Here is a 19,131-nt window from a genome sequence, read left to right on the forward strand (position 1 = left end):
AACTCACGGCTCATCAGGCTATTAATGAAATGGGCATTAATGAAAAAAATATCACTCTGTACCGATCCCGATGGTTATTGGGATCAACGAAGGGTGAGGTTACAATCAAATCATGGTTCGTCAAGTTCATCATGACATTCGTTTTGATAATACCCAGGATTATCCGTCATCCGAATGACCGGATCCAATGAACTTAATTTTCCCTTTTATAATTGACTGTTAACGCTAATAATAACAGGATGTCACCCTGCCTGCCGAAGGGGGATATAACAACATCTTTGTTTCGAGTTCACCACTGCATTATACCATTCAACAGGTCAGAATGCCTGAGAGGTATGAAACCTGGTAAAAAAATCAGGCGCGTAGTGATCCCCGCTGATGGAATCCGTGCCCTTCCCGGGGCTTACCCGAAAACGTTTTCGCATTTTTTTTAATATTTATGAAAACGATTTCATAACTTTTCATTTCATAACGATTACTTTTTTCTAATCAAAACGATTGGTTGCATATGTCTAAGATGTTAAATCTTCAGATAAAGAGCCTGCTAAATGTTCTTTGTCTGATCCTGCCGTTTTTTCTTTTTCCTGTTTATTCTTTTGCACAGCTGAAAACGATTTCAGGAACTGTCAGGGATGAATCCGGTAATCCTTTGGCGGATGTTTCCGTGGTGTCTGCCAAAACCAACACGGGTACCAAAACTGATGCTTCCGGGCATTATCGTATTTCGGCTGAACAGGGCGCCTCGCTGCTCTTTTCGTCTGTAAACTATGAAACGTATACCCTTGTGGTGGACAACCGAACGAGCTATGATGTAGTGCTTAAGCTGATCAATAGTGATTTGGCCGATGTGGTGGTGGTAGGTTATGGAAAACAGAAAAAAGTGAACCTGGTAGGGGCGGTATCCATGGTAAAGATTGATGATAAAACCACTGGCCGTGCTTTACCGAATGTATCTTCTGCCCTGACCGGTTTGGTACCCGGCCTGTCTGCCGTACAAAACTCAGGTATGGCCGGTGCCAATGGAGCACAGCTCATTATCCGCGGTTTGGGCACTGCCAACAACAGCTCGCCGCTGGTTGTGGTAGATGGTATGCCGGATGTGGACATTAACCGGGTGAACCTTAATGATATTGAAAGTATCTCCGTTTTAAAGGATGCCACTTCCGCTTCGGTGTATGGGTCCCGGGCGGCCAACGGTGTTATACTGATCACCACAAAATCCGGTAAAGGCAGTTACAGAACCGCCTTTAATGTTTCAAGCAATATGACGCTTGAAGTGCCCAGGAAAGCCTATGAGTTTATGGCAGATTATCCCAGGGCGCTTACCCTGGAGCAGGTAAGGGCCGCTACCAATACATTACCCGGGAACCAGCTTTTTAAAAATGGTACAATTGACCAGTGGATGGCCCTGGGAATGATTGACCCGCTCCGCTATCCGAATACGGACTGGTGGGACATTATTCTGCAAAACGGGGCATATCAAAACTATAATGTATCTGCTTCAGGGGGCAATGACAAGTCGAACTTTTTCTCATCTGTAGGTATGCTGGACGAAAGGGGCATGCAGATTAATAACAGTTACCGGCAGTACAACGCCCGGTTCAACTTTGATTACAAATTAAAGTCCAATATGAATACGGGTGTCCGGTTTAGCGGAAACTGGTCCAACTATACCTATGCGCTGGCCGAAGGGTTTACCGATCCCGCTTCAACCAATACAGCGGGATTTGATATGCAGTATGCCATTGCCGGTATTACGCCCTATGACCCCGTATCCGGTCATTATGGAGGGGTCATGGCCTATGGGGAAGATCCGCAGGCTTATAATCCTTATACGCTTTATCAGAACCAGCTGAACCACCGCAACCGACAGGAAGCGTACACTTCCATGTACTGGGACTGGACACCTGTTAAAGGGCTGACAGCAAGAGTTGATTATTCATTGAACTATTATAACCAGTTTGCCTATACTGCTAATATGCCCAACCAGGCTTTTAACTTTCAAACGAATACCTATGGCAGCCGTGTATATGTGGGGCAGAATGCAGGCATCACCAATAATACCAGCACAGGGTATAAAACGATCCTGAACGGCCGGCTAAACTATCATACCGTCATTGCAAAAGATCATGATATCAGTGCCCTGTTTGTATATGCCGAAGAGTTCTGGTACGACCGTACGCAGGGAAGCGCAAGGAATGACCGGTTATATCCGACCTTGCATGAGATCGATGCGGCGCTTACTGATATACAGAGCACCAGTGGTAACTCAAGTACCGAAGGATTGCGCTCTTATATCGGACGGGTCAATTATACCGCCTATAACAAATATCTGCTTGAAGGTAATTTCCGGGTTGATGGATCTTCAAAATTTTTACCGGGCCACCGTTATGGATTCTTTCCTTCCTTAGCTCTTGGATGGAAATTTACGGAAGAAGGGTTTATCAGCAATTTTACGGATCAGTTTCTTTCACAGGGCAAACTGCGGGTATCCTATGGAGGGTTGGGTAATAACAGCGGTATCAGCCGCTATCAGCAACAGCCTACACTGGCTACTATGAACTACATCATCGCCAATAATATTACAACGGGGTTTGTAAACTCAAAAATGACCAATCAGGAGCTGACCTGGGAAAAGACAAACGTGCTGAACATCGGGCTGGACCTGGGCTTTTTAAACAACCGGCTCACAGCGGAGTTAGATTATTATGACCGGTTGACCACCGGAATGCTTCGTCCTTCAGACATGTCCATACTCCTTACCGGTGCCTACAATCCTCCTCCCAACAGGAATATAGGCAATATGCGTAACAGGGGGGTAGAAGCGAACATTTCCTGGAAAGACAATATTGCGAAAAGCATTAGTTACGGGTTTAGCCTGAATGCCAGTTATAATAAGAACCGGCTGGAATCCTGGAATGAACTCCTGACACGGGGGGCTACCAATAATGGTAATAATGTGTTTATAAACATGCCTTATGATTTCCTGTACTATTATGATGCGATCGGTATTGCACAAACCTGGCAGGATGTGTATAATGCCACGCCGCAGGGGGCACAGCCCGGTGATATTCTGCGCAGGGATGTAAATGGCGACGGCAGAATTGACGGGAATGATCAGATCGCTGATCCGAAGTTTAACCAGACAACACCGTCGTTCAACGGATCTTTAACCAGCTATATTTCCTGGAAAGGCATTGATCTTACCTGTATGCTTCAGGGAGCAACCGGCAGAAAAGACTTCTGGCTGAATGCCTTTAATAACGTTAATTTTAATACCTCCCGGTACGCCGTTACCTGGGATCACTGGAATAATCCCTGGTCGGTGGAAAACCGTGATGGCACCTGGCCGCGGCTTGGGGGAAGTGGCAATAATACGGCGACCTCTACTTTCTGGCTCGATGATATGAGTTACCTGCGGTTGAAAAATTTGCAGATAGGTTATTCGCTTCCTCCCTCTTTATTGCAAAGGGTGCATGTGGCCAGCTTGCGCATAGCCGGGTCGGCGGAAAACCTTGCCACCATTACTTCTTACAGGGGCCTTGATCCTGAAAAGGCCGGTAATAATAATAACATGTATCCCATTGTAAAATCTTATTCACTCGTTATTCAACTGGGTTTTTAAAAACGTTTAGCCATGACGAAAACAAAATTGATACAAAATGCTTTATTAGCACCTTCAATGGCATTGCTGCTATTGATGCAGGTTTCCTGCAGGAAGGATTTACTGGACAGGGAGCCGACCACTGAACTTGCGCAGGTAAGCTTCTGGAAATCTGAGTCGGATGCTACAACCGCTTTAATGGGCGCTTATGCCGCAGTGCGCCCCTGCTTCGACAGGGATTATTATCTGGACGGTCAATCGGAGTATGTGCGCACCAGGGGTACCAGTACCACTAGTGGTAACCTTTCACTGGGCGATGCATATAACGGGGGGAATTATAACCCAACCGGCTATGGAGGCAGTTTTGATAAAATGTTTCGCTATCTCTACGGGGCGGTAAACCGTACCAATTATGTTATTGATAATGTGAACCGGATGCTTGAAACTGCTGAGCCTTCTTCTGTTGCAGGATTGGAGCGGGTTATAGGAGAAGCCCGCCTGTTGCGCGGTATGGTCTATTTCCGGCTGATCTCCATGTGGGGCGATGTGCCTTATATTGGTCATGAGGTATTTAATAATTCTGAAGTGGCCGGTTTATCCCGGATGCCGATCGCCCAGGTAAAGGACTCGATCATGGCGGATTTTACATATGCTTACGAAAAATTGCCGGACAATGCCGGTGAGCTGGGCAGGGCTTCCAAACCTGCGGCCCTGGCCTTCAGGGGAAAGCTGCAATTATATTGGGCTTCCTGGAAGAACTTCGGGTGGCCGGAACTGGAAGGGTTTACCGCAAATGCCCAGGAAGCAAAAACAGCATATGAAGCGGCTGCGGAAGATTTTAAAAAAGTGATCACTGATTATGGGCTCGATCTGTATATGGGAGGTGAGCCCGGAGAAATTTCCCCGCCGGGAAAGGCGGATCAACTCCCCAATTATTATTACCTGTTTACACCAAAAGCCAATGGTAATTCAGAAATGATCATGGTGTTTACGCATGGTGGAACGGGCACCGGCCAGGGAGAAGAACTGATGCGTGATTTTGCGGGTCGTTCACATGAAGGGTCGCAATGCTGGGTATCGCCCCGTTATGAAATTGCCGATCGTTACCAGTCGCTGACCACCGGTGATTTTGCAACGCCGATGATTCCGATGAACCCGTCTACCAATACCGCGGCACGGACCACACCCAATTCGGCGGTCAATCCGCAGAGCTATGCCAACCGGGATTACCGGATGAAAGCCACTATTGAATGGGATTACGAGATGAGTATTGGCATGGTTTCCCTGAAGTCTACCGGTTTTGTACCTTTTATTTATAAAACCTGGGCACAGCCGGTTACCATTGATGGAGTGAAGTATACCACCTATAATACGGATGGAACCAATTCCGGCTATGTGTTCCGCAAATTTGTGCGTGATTATGCAGGGCAGGGCAGAAGCGACGGCGATTTTGCCTGGCCGGTGATGCGCCTGGCCGATGTGTTTCTGATGTACGCGGAAGCAACCAATGAATTGAACGGACCGCAGGATGATGCCATCGCCCTGGTGAATCGTATCCGTCATCGAGGTAATCTTCCGCCGCTTGCCGCTGATAAAACCGATACTAAAGAGCATTTCTTCAGCGCAATAGAACAGGAGCGGATCATTGAACTGGCAGGTGAGGGGATGAGGAGCTTCGATTTGCGCCGCTGGCGGGCACTGGAAAGAGTATGGGGCCCTCCCGGCAGCGCAGGGGTCTGGCGTATAGACACCTGGGGCGCCAATCAGCAGCGCTATTTCCAGAACACTTCCGAAAGAGAATACCAGCAGGATTATATATTCAGGATCCCTCCCAGCGAAAGAGACAAAAATCCCAATCTTACACAAAATATTCCGTGGAGATAAACTTCAATAGTACTAAAAAATGAAAACAATGAAAACGTATATAATGGCACTCGTTATTAGTGTAATTGCGTTTGCCGGTTGTAAAAAAGATTATCCTGTTGATGAAGACGGCCTGCTGATCACTACCCGTGCAGAATGTTATGTGAGCAATTTTGAGTTACTGGGTACTGATTTTGTAACCGTATTAAAAGGAGCGCCTGTAATAGATACTGTAGCACAAACAATCAACGCACAGGTGGTTTATGGTACGGATCTTAAAAATTTGTATCCGCAGTTTACACTGGTCACTGATGCAAAGCTGGATCCCAAGATTACCGGGAAAGTTGATTTTTCAGACCTCGAACATCCTAAAGTATACACGGTTGTTTCGGGTAATCGAAAAGTAAGGAAGCCCTATACGGTTTATATAACAGTACAACCGAGATAAAAGAAGTATTTAAATAATTCAAAAATTACGGTGATGTTACACAGTATAAAAATATTCAGCAAAACAGCAATACCGGTGTTGGCAATGATACTTTTTTTTACCGGTTGTAAAAAAAAGGAGTATGCAGTTCCTGTACCAAAGGATGTTTTGCAAAATGATGTAATTAAGCGAACGCTTGGGCCCAATATTGTAGGGCAACAGATAGAATTTGCTTATGCAATGGCCATTTTGCCGGAGAAAGGCAAACTGGTTGCTGCACAGGTAGAAGCGTCCATTGCAGGTGCAACCGGCACCTATCTGGAAAACCATTCATATTATACCAATGGCAGCGGACAGGATGTTGGTGTTTCTGTAGCAGAGCCATCTGTTACAAATGGAACTGTTACATCCGTTACCTATAATGTAGACACTTCTGCTGCTACGCTCCGCTACTATTACGTAATTCCGGAAGAGGCCCGCGGTAAACAGGTGTCCTTTACCTTTTCAGCCAAAAGCAGCAATGGTGAAACCGTTTCCTATAAGATGGGCCCTTATACGATCGCTCAAATGAATATGGTGCGGAATTTAAAAATGCATACCGGTGATTCGGCATATATATCGATCGCGGATATGAAAGTGTACGATGCGGCAGAAGCCGCCGCCAACCCGGATAAGATTGACCTGGTCTATGTATATTATGCTGATCCGGTTGTAACATTTAACCATGCATTGGTTTCCCCTGCTGCTGATGTGCAATACCTGCCGGGAGTAAATTTACCTGCCGGTTTAAATAAGAGCACGAAAGTGCAAAAGGTATTTAACCTGCAGGACTATAATTTAGCGCAATCTCAATATGGCATCTATATTGATGATCCTGATTTTCAAAAGCTGGATCTGTCCAATGCGCCCAACTTTGCTATAAACCTGAAAGCAGAAGCGGGTGCCTGGGTGGAAACCAGTGATGGTAAATACCGAGCCTATATCTACTTCAATTCGGTTGATAACACGAATCAGCGGGCTATCATCAGTATGAAGCGGTATGCAGTGAATGCGCAATAAATTGGATGAAAAGAAAGCGAATGATGCGCTGTGAATGGCAAGTACTGTAAAATGTTAATAAACAATAATAACAGGATGTCGCTCTGAGCCTGACGAAGAGTGGTTTTACAATAGAATCATGCTTAGGCGGGCTCAGTACGACCATCATTTTTGTTATTTTAAGAACTTGCCTGCTGACCGCAGGAAGGTTTAATCGCTTTGTTATTGGGAACTCTAAAATAACAGATAGGTATCATGCATTGAGAATCAATATGAGGAAAAGGAACCTGATTGTTCAATGACTGATCACAACTTTTTATTGATGATAAAACTCCACTAAAAATGGTCTGTATAAAGCACAATGTCCGGTTGTTGGTATTATTGGCGTGCTCTGTTGTAATATTAACACAGTCATTGAAGGCACAACAGATGCTGCATCCGGGTATCAATCAAAATGCGGCGGATCTTGCTGAAATGAAACGCAGAGTAAGGGCCGGCGAAGAGCCCTGGAAAAGCGCTTTTGACAGGCTTAAGGCAATAGCCGATACTCCCTTTGTTGCAAGGCCATTTGCTCATGTGCTTCGCGGGCCTTATGCACGGCCGAATATTGGCGGCAATGAATTATCAGCGAGTGCGGAAATGGCGTATAACTATGCATTGGTATGGTATATAACCTCAGACCGGAAATATGCGCGCAAGGCAATAGCTATATTAAATGCCTGGTCGCCGGTGCTGTGGGATTTTGATTATAATGATGCCAAGCTCCTGGCCGCATGGACAGGGCATGTGCTTTGTAATGCTGCAGAGTTGCTGAAATACACCAATGCCGGATGGGAACAAAAAGATATTGATGCATTCCGGAATATGCTGATGACCGTTTATTACCCGTTATTACGGTATTATTTCCCCGAAGCAAATGGTAATTGGGACGGGGCGATCATTCATAGCATCATGGCTATAGCTGTATTTACAGATAACCGGGCTATGTTTGATAACGCCGTTGATCACTTCCTGCATGGTCCCGTAAATGGCAGTGTGTTTAAATATATCTATCCCAATGGTCAGTGCCAGGAAAGCCCCCGCGACCAGGGACATGTACAATTGGGCCTGGGCGAATTTGCAGGTGCCGCACAGGTAGCATACACACAGGGTCTTGATCTGTTTTCCATTGGTAATAACAGAATAGGCATGGGCTTTGAATATACAGCAGGTTTTTTACTGGGGAAAGAACCTCATTGCTACTGTACCATATCAGAGCGCGCTAAGAATGCCGGAGGTAATTATGAATATGTATACCGTCATTACAAAGCTATAGGAGTGGAGCTGCCGTTTGTAAAAAAAGCGGCAGATGCGGTGAGGCCAAAGGCTGCCCGCAACGTGCTGACCTCAGTAAGGCAATTTGATAAAAATGCAATTGAAAAATCAAAGCCCATCCGGCGGTATCCGCTGCAATCCGTGGTGGGTGCAGGTGCTATACCGCAAAATCCGGACACTGCAGGTGCTGTTTTAGTGCTGCCCGGACAATCGGTACAGGCTGCAATAGATAGAGCCGCCGGTTCCGGCGGGCGGGTATTGATAAAGGCGGGCATACACATATTGCCGGCAACCCTTCAGCTCCCTTCCGGCGTACATATATACGGGGAAGGAATGGCTTCCGTTCTATTCCTTGATCCGGCATCAGGTATGAGGGATGCGATCGTGAATAAGGAAGAGGATATGCATAATATTGCCCTGAAAAATTTAGTGATTGAAGGTTCCGGTAATGTTGATCCCGGAACGGACCCCAACTCTAACCGCGCTTTTAAAGGACGTTACAACAGGGGCGGCATCATATTCCGTTCTTCAAAAGAAGGCGGTATGCATAATATTACGTTAGAACACATCACCGTAAGAAACTGTACATTCAACGGCGTGCTGATCAGCGGAGCGGATTCAATAGCTGTTTCAGGATGTGATCTTAGCGAAAACGGGGGAAACGTTATCCCGGGAGCTTCACTGCAGCATAATCTCCTGCTGACTCATTGTCAAAACATAACAATCAGTAATAGCCGGCTTGTTACCTCGCCCTATGGGAGTGGTGCAGCACTGGAACATTGTAAGCAAGCCTCACTGACCCGTTGCGAAATAGCAAGAAACGGCTATTATGGTGTATTGATCAGTGAAAGTGAAGCTATCCTTGTACGTCAGAATCTTATTGAAGGCAATGACCGCAGCGGCGTGCTGGTTGCTTTTTTATATAAGGGCTCAAATAAAGTCATAACGGAGCAGAATCTTATACACTACAATGGTGGCTACGGATTGGAATCGTATGCTGCAAGGGGCAGCAGGTATGAGAAAAATATATATGAAGGGAATGGTACGGGGCCTTTACAGGAGAAAATATCTGAAGAGAAGTCCATACTTATGTATTGATGGTATGTATCATTTATAATCAATCACATCATATGAACAGTCCAGTACGATTATTGCAGAAAGGAAGCATACTTCCGCTGTTTATTGCAATGCTGCTACAGGCCGGCATTACTACCAACCTGTTTTCCCAGACTGATTCAATAGCTGTAACTGCTGCTATTGGTAATCATCCGAGGATATTGCTGTTGGAGCATGAGGAAGAAAATATCAGGAATACAATTGCCGCAGATCCTGTATGGCAGCGTATGCATGAGGCTATCCTGTCGGAGTGCGATAAAATAGTAGCTGAACCGCCGGTTGAACGCATAAAAATCGGGCGCAGATTACTGGATAAATCCAGGGAAGCCCTGAGGCGCCTGTTTTTTCTGTCGTATGGGTACCGGATGACGCAGCAAAAGAAGTACCTTGATCGTGCGGAAAAGGAAATGCTGGCCATTGCAGCGTTTAGTGACTGGAACCCTTCTCATTTTCTGGATGTTGCCGAAATGACAATGGCGGTATCGATCGGATACGATTGGTTGTATCAAGAATTGCCAGCCGGTTCAAAAGCCGTCATTAAAGCGGCCATTATTGAAAAAGGGCTGAGCCCTTCCCTTGATCCCAAGAATAATAGCTGGCTGCGGGCCGAGCACAACTGGAACCAGGTGTGCAATGCCGGCATGACATACGGTGCTATGGCGGTCTATGAAGATGCTCCTGCATTGTGCCGGAGTATCATTAACCGTGCTATAAAAACGATCGTAAAACCTATGCAGGAATATGCTCCGGACGGTGCCTATCCGGAAGGGTATGGGTATTGGGGTTATGGTACAAGTTTTAATGTGCTATTTCTGCATGCGGTAAAAAAATGCTTTGGCAGCGACTTCGGGCTGAGTAACAGCCCGGGCTTTTTAAGGACCGCTTCTTTTCTGGAAAATATGACCGGGCCAACAGGAAAGCCCTTTAACTTCTCGGATGCAGGAGAGGGCGGCAGCGGGTTACAGCCCGCTATGTTTTGGTTTGCCGCCGCGCTGCATGATCCGTCTGTATTATGGGTAGAGCGCGGGCGGCTGCTTGAAAACAATTTTTCTGCATTTATGAACGACCGGTTGCTGCCGGGGATCATGTTGTGGAATAATGGCATTAAGATAAACTCCATTACGGCGCCCAAAGAGCTGATATGGGTGGGCCGGGGCAGGACACCTGTTGCGCTGATGCGGACTTCGTGGACGGATACTTCAGCCATTTTTGTAGGTATGAAAGGAGGATCTGCATCGGTGAATCATGCGCATATGGACATTGGCTCCTTTGTTATGGATGCCCAGGGCGTTCGCTGGGCCATGGACTTTGGAGCACAGGATTATGAATCGCTGGAATCAAAAGGATTGCAGATATTTGGACGAACACAGGACGCCCAGCGATGGACGGTGTTCCGCTATATTAACCAGGTACATAATACGCTTACTGTAAATGACCGGCAGCAGTTAGTGAAAGGATATGCTCCTATAACCGGGCACTCTTCCGACCCCTCCTTTCTGAATGCTACTGCTGATCTTAGCGAAATCTATAAAGGGACGCTGGTAAAAGCCCTGAGGGGCGTTGCAATAGTTGGTAAAAAATATGTGGTGGTACGGGATGAAATGGAAACGGCAGCAGCTCCTGTAACCATAAGATGGACAATGCTGACTCCTGCTGAAGCGAAGATTACAAATGATCATACCATAACGCTTACCCAAAAAGGCAGAACGCTGCTGCTGGACGTAACTGCATCGGGCAAAGTAGTAATGAAAACATGGTCCACAACCCCGCCGCACGGGTATGATGCGCCCAACCCCGGAACGGTGCTTGTTGGGTTCGAGCTTACAGTTCCTGCGCATACGAAAGCATTTACTGCGGTGCGCCTGATACCGGGAAAGAGCGCCGGGCAAATGGTTGTGCCCTCTTTGAATAAATGGCCTGCAGGCAAATAATGTATAATGATGTATAAACCTTGTATGAAGAATGAAAGGTTATATGGAAGAAGCAGGTTTTTCAGGATCATCTATTCCTGCTGTTATGGCTTCTGCCTGTTATATAATACCGCTGCAGCACAGAATTTAAGAGCAGATGGTTATAAAGGCATCTGGTTCACATTAGGGCAATTTACTGCGTACGGCGACAAATATTCAGGCGGGCTGGGTACTTATACTTCAAGCCATGTACCTGTTGCAATCTATTCCAAACAGGTGCACAAAACCTTTTTTGTGTACGGAGGCACAACAGCGCAGCATGAAAGACACCTGTTAATTATGATCTCTTATTTTGATCATAAAACGAAAACAGTGCCCCGGCCGGTTATCGTATACGATAAAAAGGGAGTAGATGATCCCCACGATAACGCTTCGCTCTCAATAGACGGTAAAGGATATCTGTGGGTATTTGTGAGCGGGCGGAATACCAGTCGCCCGGGTATCCTCTTTAAGAGCCGCGCACCGTATAGCATTGACCGGTTTGATGAAATTTTACAGGGAGAGATGACCTATCCCCAACCCTGGTGGGTAGAGGGGAAAGGTTTTTTATATCTTTTTACAAAATATACAAAGGGAAGAGAGCTGTATTGGAAAACAAGCACCGATGGGATCAACTGGACAAAAGATCAGAAACTGGCAGGTATGGGAGGGCATTACCAGGTAAGCAATCTTCATAATGGAAAATTATATTCCGTTTTTAATTATCATCCGGGGGGAAATGTAGATAAGCGAACAAATGTTTACCTGGTTCAGACAAAAGACATGGGAAAAAACTGGACAACCGTGGATGGTAAAACTATTCAGACACCTTTAAGCTATCCTCAAAATGATGCACTTATTAAAGATTATGAGGCTGAAGGAAAACTGGTATACCTGAACGACCTGAATTTTGATAAAAAAGGCAATCCTGTAATTCTTGCCGTAATTAGTAAAGGATACCAGGCGGGTCCCTCCGGTGATCCGCGTGTATGGACCGTCATACACCGGACAGGCAAAAGCTGGAGCTTCGATCCGGTTTGTACTTCAACGCACAATTACGATATGGGCTCACTTTATATTGAAAAAGATAAATGGCGTATTATAGGCCCTACAGAAACAGGCCCGCAGCAATATGGAACCGGGGGAGAAATGGCACTATGGGAAAGTGTAGACGAGGGAAAGACCTGGATAAAAAAGAGGGACCTGACGTTGCATAGTACCCGTAATCATTCTTATGCAAGAAGACCATTGAATGCCCATTCCGATTTTTATGCATTTTGGGCAGATGGTAACCCGGACAGCCTATCCGTATCCTACCTGTATTTCTGCAATAAAAAGGGGGATAAGATATGGCGGCTCCCCTATACGATGCAGCATGCACAGGAAACCCCCGAGTTGCTTTTAAAACAAAAATAAATCTTGATAAATCTGCGCAATATATTTCCGTTCTTATTCAGCAGGTCTTTTTTGGGCAGAACAGTTGCTGTCATCTTATTAGGTAGTTTTACCAACACCTCCGTCTGCCAGACAGCGCATCCGCATATACTGGTCAATGCTTCAGATAAGCAGCTCATATTGGATAAGATCGCCAGACAGGCATGGGCAAAAAAAGTATTCGATAGTATGCGGTCCGCTATTGCGCCTTACGCAGAACGGCATAAAACGGATCCGCAATGGATATTGAGCCGCTACCTCATGAACCGCGTTCCCGGAAAAAGATATACCCATTTTTATGCTGATGCGGGAGGATCGGCCCTGATAGGCTATAGCGGGGATGCCCCGTTCCCCACTGTCCGGGTATCATCAAATAAGCGGCCGCCTGTAACAAAAGAGGGATTGAGCTATAAATTGCCAACCATAGAACAATTAAAGCCTTATGATACAGCAATGCTGATGCAACTGGAGCGCTTAGGGCCGGATGCACGGAAGGAATGGGTGGATCCGCAGTCTTTTGTAGAAGTGCTGAATGGTAAAATCAACCAGCTTGCATTAGAAGCATCGGTTATTTTCTGGTTGACCGGTGAACAATCTTATGCGGCGTTTGCCGCTGATATTCTGGATCAATGGGCGCATGGGGCATCGCAGCAGTTCCCCGTGGAAGGCGCCTGTCGCACAGGGTTTTTATCTGTGCAGAGCTTAGGCGATGGTCAGTATGAAGCAATGCCGCTGATATATGATTTTTTATATGATTACCTGCGCCGGCATCATTATGGAACTTCCTGGTATGAAAGCGTATTTGAAAAGATAGCGCACACCATGACCTTTAACGGGTTCTGGAATAATAACTGGTTTGCCGCACAGTCGCCTGCAATGGTATTTGCCGCGCTATCACTTGAAGACCGATCAAGGAAGGATTTTTATCTTAATTTCTTTTTAAATAAAGATACGATCAACGGCTCCTGCGGGCATCTTGCGTTGCCCTCTGTCGTAAAAAAATGGCTGACGCCCGATGGCCACTGGAAAGAACCGGGCGGGTATCATAATTACCCCGTCAGCAATTTGTTGATTGCAGGACTGGCAATGGAAAAAAACGGCTATCCTATATTCAGGCAGTTCCCCCAGTTGCTCAGGGCTTCATCCGTTTTATTGAAATATTCCTTTCCGGATCTAAGTGCCCCGTCTTTTGGTGATACAGGGCCGGCGTCACAAAGCCCGGAATGTCTTGAAATAGGATTGCTGATGGCAACCAAATATAAGGACAGGATACTGCCGCAATTACAATCGGCAATGCATACACTTCAACAGAAGAAGGGCTACAGGCGGGAAGCATCCGGTTATATGGGCTTACTGTGCTATCTTCCTGAAACAGCATCCTGTAGTGCTGTTTATAACTGGCCCAGGAGTGGCGCATTGGATTTTGCAAAATGCTATCTGCAGCGTAACGGTACCGGCAAAGAACACGGATTAATGTATGCCGTGCAGGGAGCCACCTATAATCATAATCATGCCAATGGCATGTCGGTGGAACTTTACGGATCAGGAATGGTGATGGGGGTGGATCCCGGGAAGGGAGTGACTTATGAAGTGCCTGTGCATGTAAATTATTATGAACAATGGGCCGCACATAATACGGTGATAAGCGGCAGCCGGTCTGCGTCCGTTCCTTATTTTCACGGAGGCGGCGGCGCTAAAAACATAGGGCATATTACGCTTTCTGCTATGGAGCCCCTTGCAGACAGTAACGCAATTTCTCCGTTTTGCTCATTTACTGATACACGTTATACAGATATTGCCACCAGGGCAAAGCAGCAAAGGACGCTCGCCATAATCCGGCTGTCTGATAGTACGGGATATTATCTGGACATTTACCGCTCCGATCATCCGCAGGACAATGAGTACATCTATCATAATACAGGGGATACGGTAAGCCTGCTGAACAGGGATCGTAAGCCTTTGGAATTGAAAAGAGCCGCTATTCCGCTCTGCCGGTCGCCTTTTGATCCTCCCGGTCTGAGATATATACGAAATACTTTAAGCAGCGCAACCGGTGAAAATATTACTGCATTATTTCGTCTGGAAAGGAACGGTACGGATCAATACATGCAGGTGCTATTTGCAGGGCAGAATGACAGAACTTTTTACGCCGGCGAAGCCCCTTCTACCAATACTGCACCGCCTGTTTACCGTAACAGGCCCACACCTGCTATAGTGTGCAGGCAGCAGGGAGAAGCCTGGGCACGTCCTTTTGTAGCCATCTATGAACCCTTTGCAGGAAGCGGGAAATATAGTGTAGACCGGATTGAAATGGAATCTGAGCGCGGCGATAAAAATTTTACGGCGCTCAGCGTATACAACCGCGATGGCAGCCGGCAGCTGATTTTACAATCGGCAGATTATACTGTTTTAAAGCAAACAGCCATTTCGAAGTTTGAAGGTGCTTTCGGGGTCATTAACCTTGTAAAGGATCAGCCGCGCTATCTTTACATGGGATATGGCCGCTGCATTGAATACGGGAAATATGGTATAAAAATGAAGAAACCCGGAGCTGTAAATTTATCTGTTTCAGCTAAAATATTAGAGATATCCTGCAGCGGGGAGGCTTATATAACTATAAAAGGGAATAAACAGATTGCTGCAGTTTTTTTAAAGGGCCCGACAGAAAAAAAGCTCCTCATTGAAAAGACCGCAGACGGTATCGGTTTTAGTGTTCCCCCCGTAAAAGGAGGGATTATTCAGTTAACTGTTAATCATCAGCCATAATAAAATTATATGAAAATAGTTGTATCTGTATTTTTACTGACACTCTTTGTATCTGTTAAAGCGCAGGAGAAAGATCTGTTAAGCGGTAAATATTCACGGAATCAATTGCAGCAGCGATTGATCCCCCAAAAAGAGTGGACGCCATTCCCCCGGTTAACTGACAGAGCCGCCTGGAGCAGGGCAGACGATACGATAATGAGAGCGTACCTGAAAAAAGCGGAGTCGTATATTCATTACGATTGGCCGGCTATACCTGCCACTACTTCATTGCTGATAGAACGGACAGGAGACAGGGCCTCCTATGAGCAAATAAGTTTTCAGAAAAGACGTGTGCTGGGTACATTGCTGCTGGCAGAGGTATATGAAAACAAAGGAAGATTTATTGACCCTATCATTAATGGGGTATGGTCTGTTTGTGAAGAATCTTTTTGGGGGGCCTCTGCGCATTTGCCCCGTACAAGGGAATATTCGGGGCTGATGGATGTATCAAAGCCGTTTGTTGAATTGTTTAGTGCAGAAACTGCAACGTTCCTGGCATGGGTTGATTATTTGGTAGGGGATAAGCTGGATGCAGTATCGCCACAAATCCGTAAGAGGATTTATTATGAGGTCAACAAAAGGATATTTGAGCCGCTGATGACGAAGCCGCACGGCTGGATGGCTGCTAACGCCAATGGCAGGCCGCCCAATAACTGGAACCCGTGGATCTGCTCCAATTGGCTGAATGCGGCGTTATTACTGGAAAAAGATGAAAAGAAGCGTGCCGATATGGTATATAAAATTTTAAATGTGCTGGATCAGTTCCTTAACCCTTATCCCGAAGATGGAGGATGCGACGAAGGGCCGGGATACTGGGGCGCTGCAGCGGCTTCACTCTATGACAATATTGCTATGCTGAACCTTGCAACCAAAGATGCCTTCCGGTATGTATATGCCAGTGAGAAAATAAAGAATATGGCGCGGTTCATTTACAGGGCGCAGATCGGTAAAGACTATTTTATTGATTTTGCTGATGCAGATCCCAGGCCGGGTATGGCCGCCAGCATGATTTACCGGTTCGGAAAAGACATCGGAGATGAAGCTATGATGCATTTTGGCGCATTTTACCGGAAGCCTAAAAACGGTGAAATTGGCAGCTTTCAGTATTTCAGGAATCTGTTTGAGCTGTTTATACAGGATGAGTACAGAAGCGCTCCGCAATCACTGCCCCTGCCTTCAGATGTATGGTTGCCGGGGATACAGGTAATGATTGCGAGAGATAAAGAAGGCAGCTCCAAAGGCCTTTTTGTGGCTGCAAAAGGAGGTCACAATGATGAGAGCCATAATCATAACGATGTGGGCAGTTATATTGTATATTATGATGGCCTGCCCGTGATTATTGATGTGGGGCGGGGAACTTATACCAGGAAGACCTTTAGTGATAAACGGTATGAAATATGGTCCAACTGCTCGGATTATCATAATTTACCATCAATCAATGGTGTTGCACAGCCCCCGGGAGCCAACTTCCGGGCCGCTGATGTTTCTTATGTGAAAAACAAAAAATTTTCTGAACTGTCTTTGAATATTGCCGGTGCATACCCTGCCGGTGCCGGGATTCAGCAGCTATGGCGTACTGTCCGGCTTAACAGGGCAAAAAACGTGGAAGTAACAGATAAACTGTCCCTGCAGGCCGCTGGCACCGTTACGGAACATCTGATGACCTGTTATCCGGCCGTATTGAAAAAAGAAGGCAAAGTTGTTATTTATTATAAACAGGAAAACGGAGAAAATAAAAATTTTATAGTACAATACGATCCTGAGCAGATGAAAGTAGTGATAGAGAAAATACCACTTGTTGCAATGGAGGACAAAGGTATAAAAGAAAAATGGGGCGATACTATTTATCGGATCAGCTTTTCGGGGAACACCGCCGGAAAAAGCGTGGTAAAATTTACCATCAGACCTGAATAAAAGCCGTACAAAAAACACTGACCTGGATTCATTGCAGAATAAGAAATATGGAAGCAAAAAAGAATAAAAAAGAGAAGAATTCCATACATGAAATTGCAGCAGCATTGCACTTGTCTCCGGCAACGATCTCACGTGTATTGAATAACCATCCGCATGTTCATGAGGCTACAAGAAGCAAAGTGATGGCAATGATCAAAAAAAGGGGATATAAGCGCAATCTGATCGCATCCAGCCTTCGTACCAATAAAACCCACACCATAGGGCTGATTGTGCCGCGGATCTCTATGTATTTTCATACTGAGGTAATTACTGCCATTCAGAATCAACTGCATGCCCAGGGATATAACCTGGTTATCTGCCAGTCGAACGACCAGCTTGAAATGGAAAAGGATCTTACCCGTATGCTGTATGCTTCCCGGGTAGATGGGGTAATTGCCTCCTGTACATTGTTTACAACAAACTTTGACCACTTTGATATTCTGGTACGGAATAATATTCCGGTGATCTTTTATGACCGGGTTCCAATGAAGCCCTATCCGGCCTGTATTATTAAAGGAGATGATGTCAGGGGCAGCTACCTGGCCGTATCCCACCTGCTGGAGCTGGGTGCAAAAAGGATCGCCTTTATTAATGGCCCGCTGAGCTGTAATTTGTATGTAGACCGTTATGCGGGGTTTGAAAAAGCCATGATGCAGTACAATGTGCCCATTCATAAAGAAGCTGTTTTTTACCATGAGCTAAACCAGGAAAATGCCCGCAGGTCATTGCATAAGCTTTTTAAAAAGCCTCCTTTCCCGGATGCGCTTTTTGCAGCAAATGATATTACGGCGCTTACTGCGTTGCAGTTTGCCAAAGAGCGTGGCATTGCAGTGCCTGGCAAATTACGCATCGTAGGTTATTCCAATGATCCCAGAACTTCAATAACCTCACCATCTGTTACAACGGTCAATCAGTTCCCCGGGCGTACGGGAAGAGTGATCGTGCGGGAACTGCTGAAACTGCTCAAAGAGCCCGGACAGGTAAAGACAGATCAATTGCCTGTTATTACGCCGGTAGAACTGATCCGGCGCATGTCAACATAAGCCGGTAAAGAACAAAAAAAATAAGGTTATTATACACCATTTACAACGATTTTGACACCATTATTCTTATATTCTTATCTTCTGTTATTGTATCAGCAGGGATCTATTCTCAATTTCTAGGCAAACCATGTTGCTGTAAATGGGAAAGCAAGGCAACCAATCGCCTCCTTTAATATCAATTAGATGCTTTAAAAAAGTATTGTCATCCTGACGAAGGAAGTTTGTCAAATGAATTATGGTTCGACAAGCTGTCACCACGACATTGCCTATTGAACGGATTTTAATGTAAAAGGTATAATACCCGGCTTTCCAATGTTCTTCATGTTCTGCAAGATTGACGCTTGTGTTATTATTTGTTAATCAATGACTTGTAATTCATTAGTTAGCAATAATTTTTACTTAAGCACTGATATTTATTCTGAAACCCTTTACTGCTGTTGTTCTTTTTTTATCCTGAACGTCTTTAAAAAATGAAATCTGTATAAAGATGTGCCAGTGGAGAGGCAAATAAAACAGGCGCTTAAAAAAACTGTTTAAAAATAAGGGCAGCTCTGAAAACAGAGGGGTATGTATACTCATGATTAC

10 protein-coding genes are annotated in these 19,131 nt (G+C 45.6%); all 10 read left to right on the forward strand.

All coding sequences use genetic code 11. From position 1 onward, the window contains the following. Positions 1 to 508 precede the first annotated feature (508 nt). The 10 genes from A8C56_RS05720 (at position 509) to A8C56_RS05765 (ending at position 18,546) form a co-directional block, all read left to right on the forward strand. Positions 509 to 3,625: a SusC/RagA family TonB-linked outer membrane protein gene (locus tag A8C56_RS05720; RefSeq protein ID WP_067753223.1), complete on the forward strand. Its 3,117-nt coding sequence runs from the start codon at positions 509 to 511 to the stop codon at positions 3,623 to 3,625. A gap of 12 nt (positions 3,626 to 3,637) precedes the next feature. Then, positions 3,638 to 5,488, forward strand: a complete 1,851-nt coding sequence (locus tag A8C56_RS05725; protein ID WP_067753226.1) for a RagB/SusD family nutrient uptake outer membrane protein — start codon at positions 3,638 to 3,640, stop codon at positions 5,486 to 5,488. A 28-nt stretch (positions 5,489 to 5,516) separates the two neighbouring features. Next, positions 5,517 to 5,915, forward strand: a complete 399-nt coding sequence (locus A8C56_RS05730; protein ID WP_067761637.1) for a DUF5018 domain-containing protein — start codon at positions 5,517 to 5,519, stop codon at positions 5,913 to 5,915. 33 nt (positions 5,916 to 5,948) lie between these two features. Beyond that, positions 5,949 to 6,953, forward strand: a complete 1,005-nt coding sequence (locus A8C56_RS05735) for a DUF4466 family protein (RefSeq protein WP_067753228.1) — start codon at positions 5,949 to 5,951, stop codon at positions 6,951 to 6,953. A gap of 393 nt (positions 6,954 to 7,346) precedes the next feature. After that, positions 7,347 to 9,344, forward strand: a complete 1,998-nt coding sequence (locus A8C56_RS05740; protein WP_169818749.1) for a NosD domain-containing protein — start codon at positions 7,347 to 7,349, stop codon at positions 9,342 to 9,344. Positions 9,345 to 9,376: 32 nt separating this feature from the next. Then, positions 9,377 to 11,293 carry a heparinase II/III domain-containing protein gene (locus tag A8C56_RS05745; protein WP_084490407.1) on the forward strand — a complete coding sequence of 639 codons (1,917 nt, stop codon included), beginning with the start codon at positions 9,377 to 9,379 and terminating at the stop codon, positions 11,291 to 11,293. A 24-nt stretch (positions 11,294 to 11,317) separates the two neighbouring features. Continuing rightward, positions 11,318 to 12,727 carry a BNR-4 repeat-containing protein gene (locus A8C56_RS05750; RefSeq protein ID WP_084490034.1) on the forward strand — a complete coding sequence of 470 codons (1,410 nt, stop codon included), beginning with the start codon at positions 11,318 to 11,320 and terminating at the stop codon, positions 12,725 to 12,727. 51 nt (positions 12,728 to 12,778) lie between these two features. Continuing rightward, the gene (locus A8C56_RS05755; protein ID WP_157097883.1) at positions 12,779 to 15,511 is read left to right on the forward strand and encodes a hypothetical protein; all 2,733 of its coding nucleotides are present in this window, start codon (positions 12,779 to 12,781) and stop codon (positions 15,509 to 15,511) included. 9 nt (positions 15,512 to 15,520) lie between these two features. Then, positions 15,521 to 17,464, forward strand: coding sequence for a heparinase II/III domain-containing protein (locus A8C56_RS05760; protein WP_067753234.1), 1,944 nt, complete (start codon positions 15,521 to 15,523; stop codon positions 17,462 to 17,464). A 47-nt stretch (positions 17,465 to 17,511) separates the two neighbouring features. Continuing rightward, positions 17,512 to 18,546: a LacI family DNA-binding transcriptional regulator gene (locus tag A8C56_RS05765; RefSeq protein WP_067753237.1), complete on the forward strand. Its 1,035-nt coding sequence runs from the start codon at positions 17,512 to 17,514 to the stop codon at positions 18,544 to 18,546. The last annotated feature ends 585 nt before the right edge of the window (positions 18,547 to 19,131 follow it).

The organism is Niabella ginsenosidivorans (assembly GCF_001654455.1).
Lineage (GTDB): Bacteria > Bacteroidota > Bacteroidia > Chitinophagales > Chitinophagaceae > Niabella > Niabella ginsenosidivorans.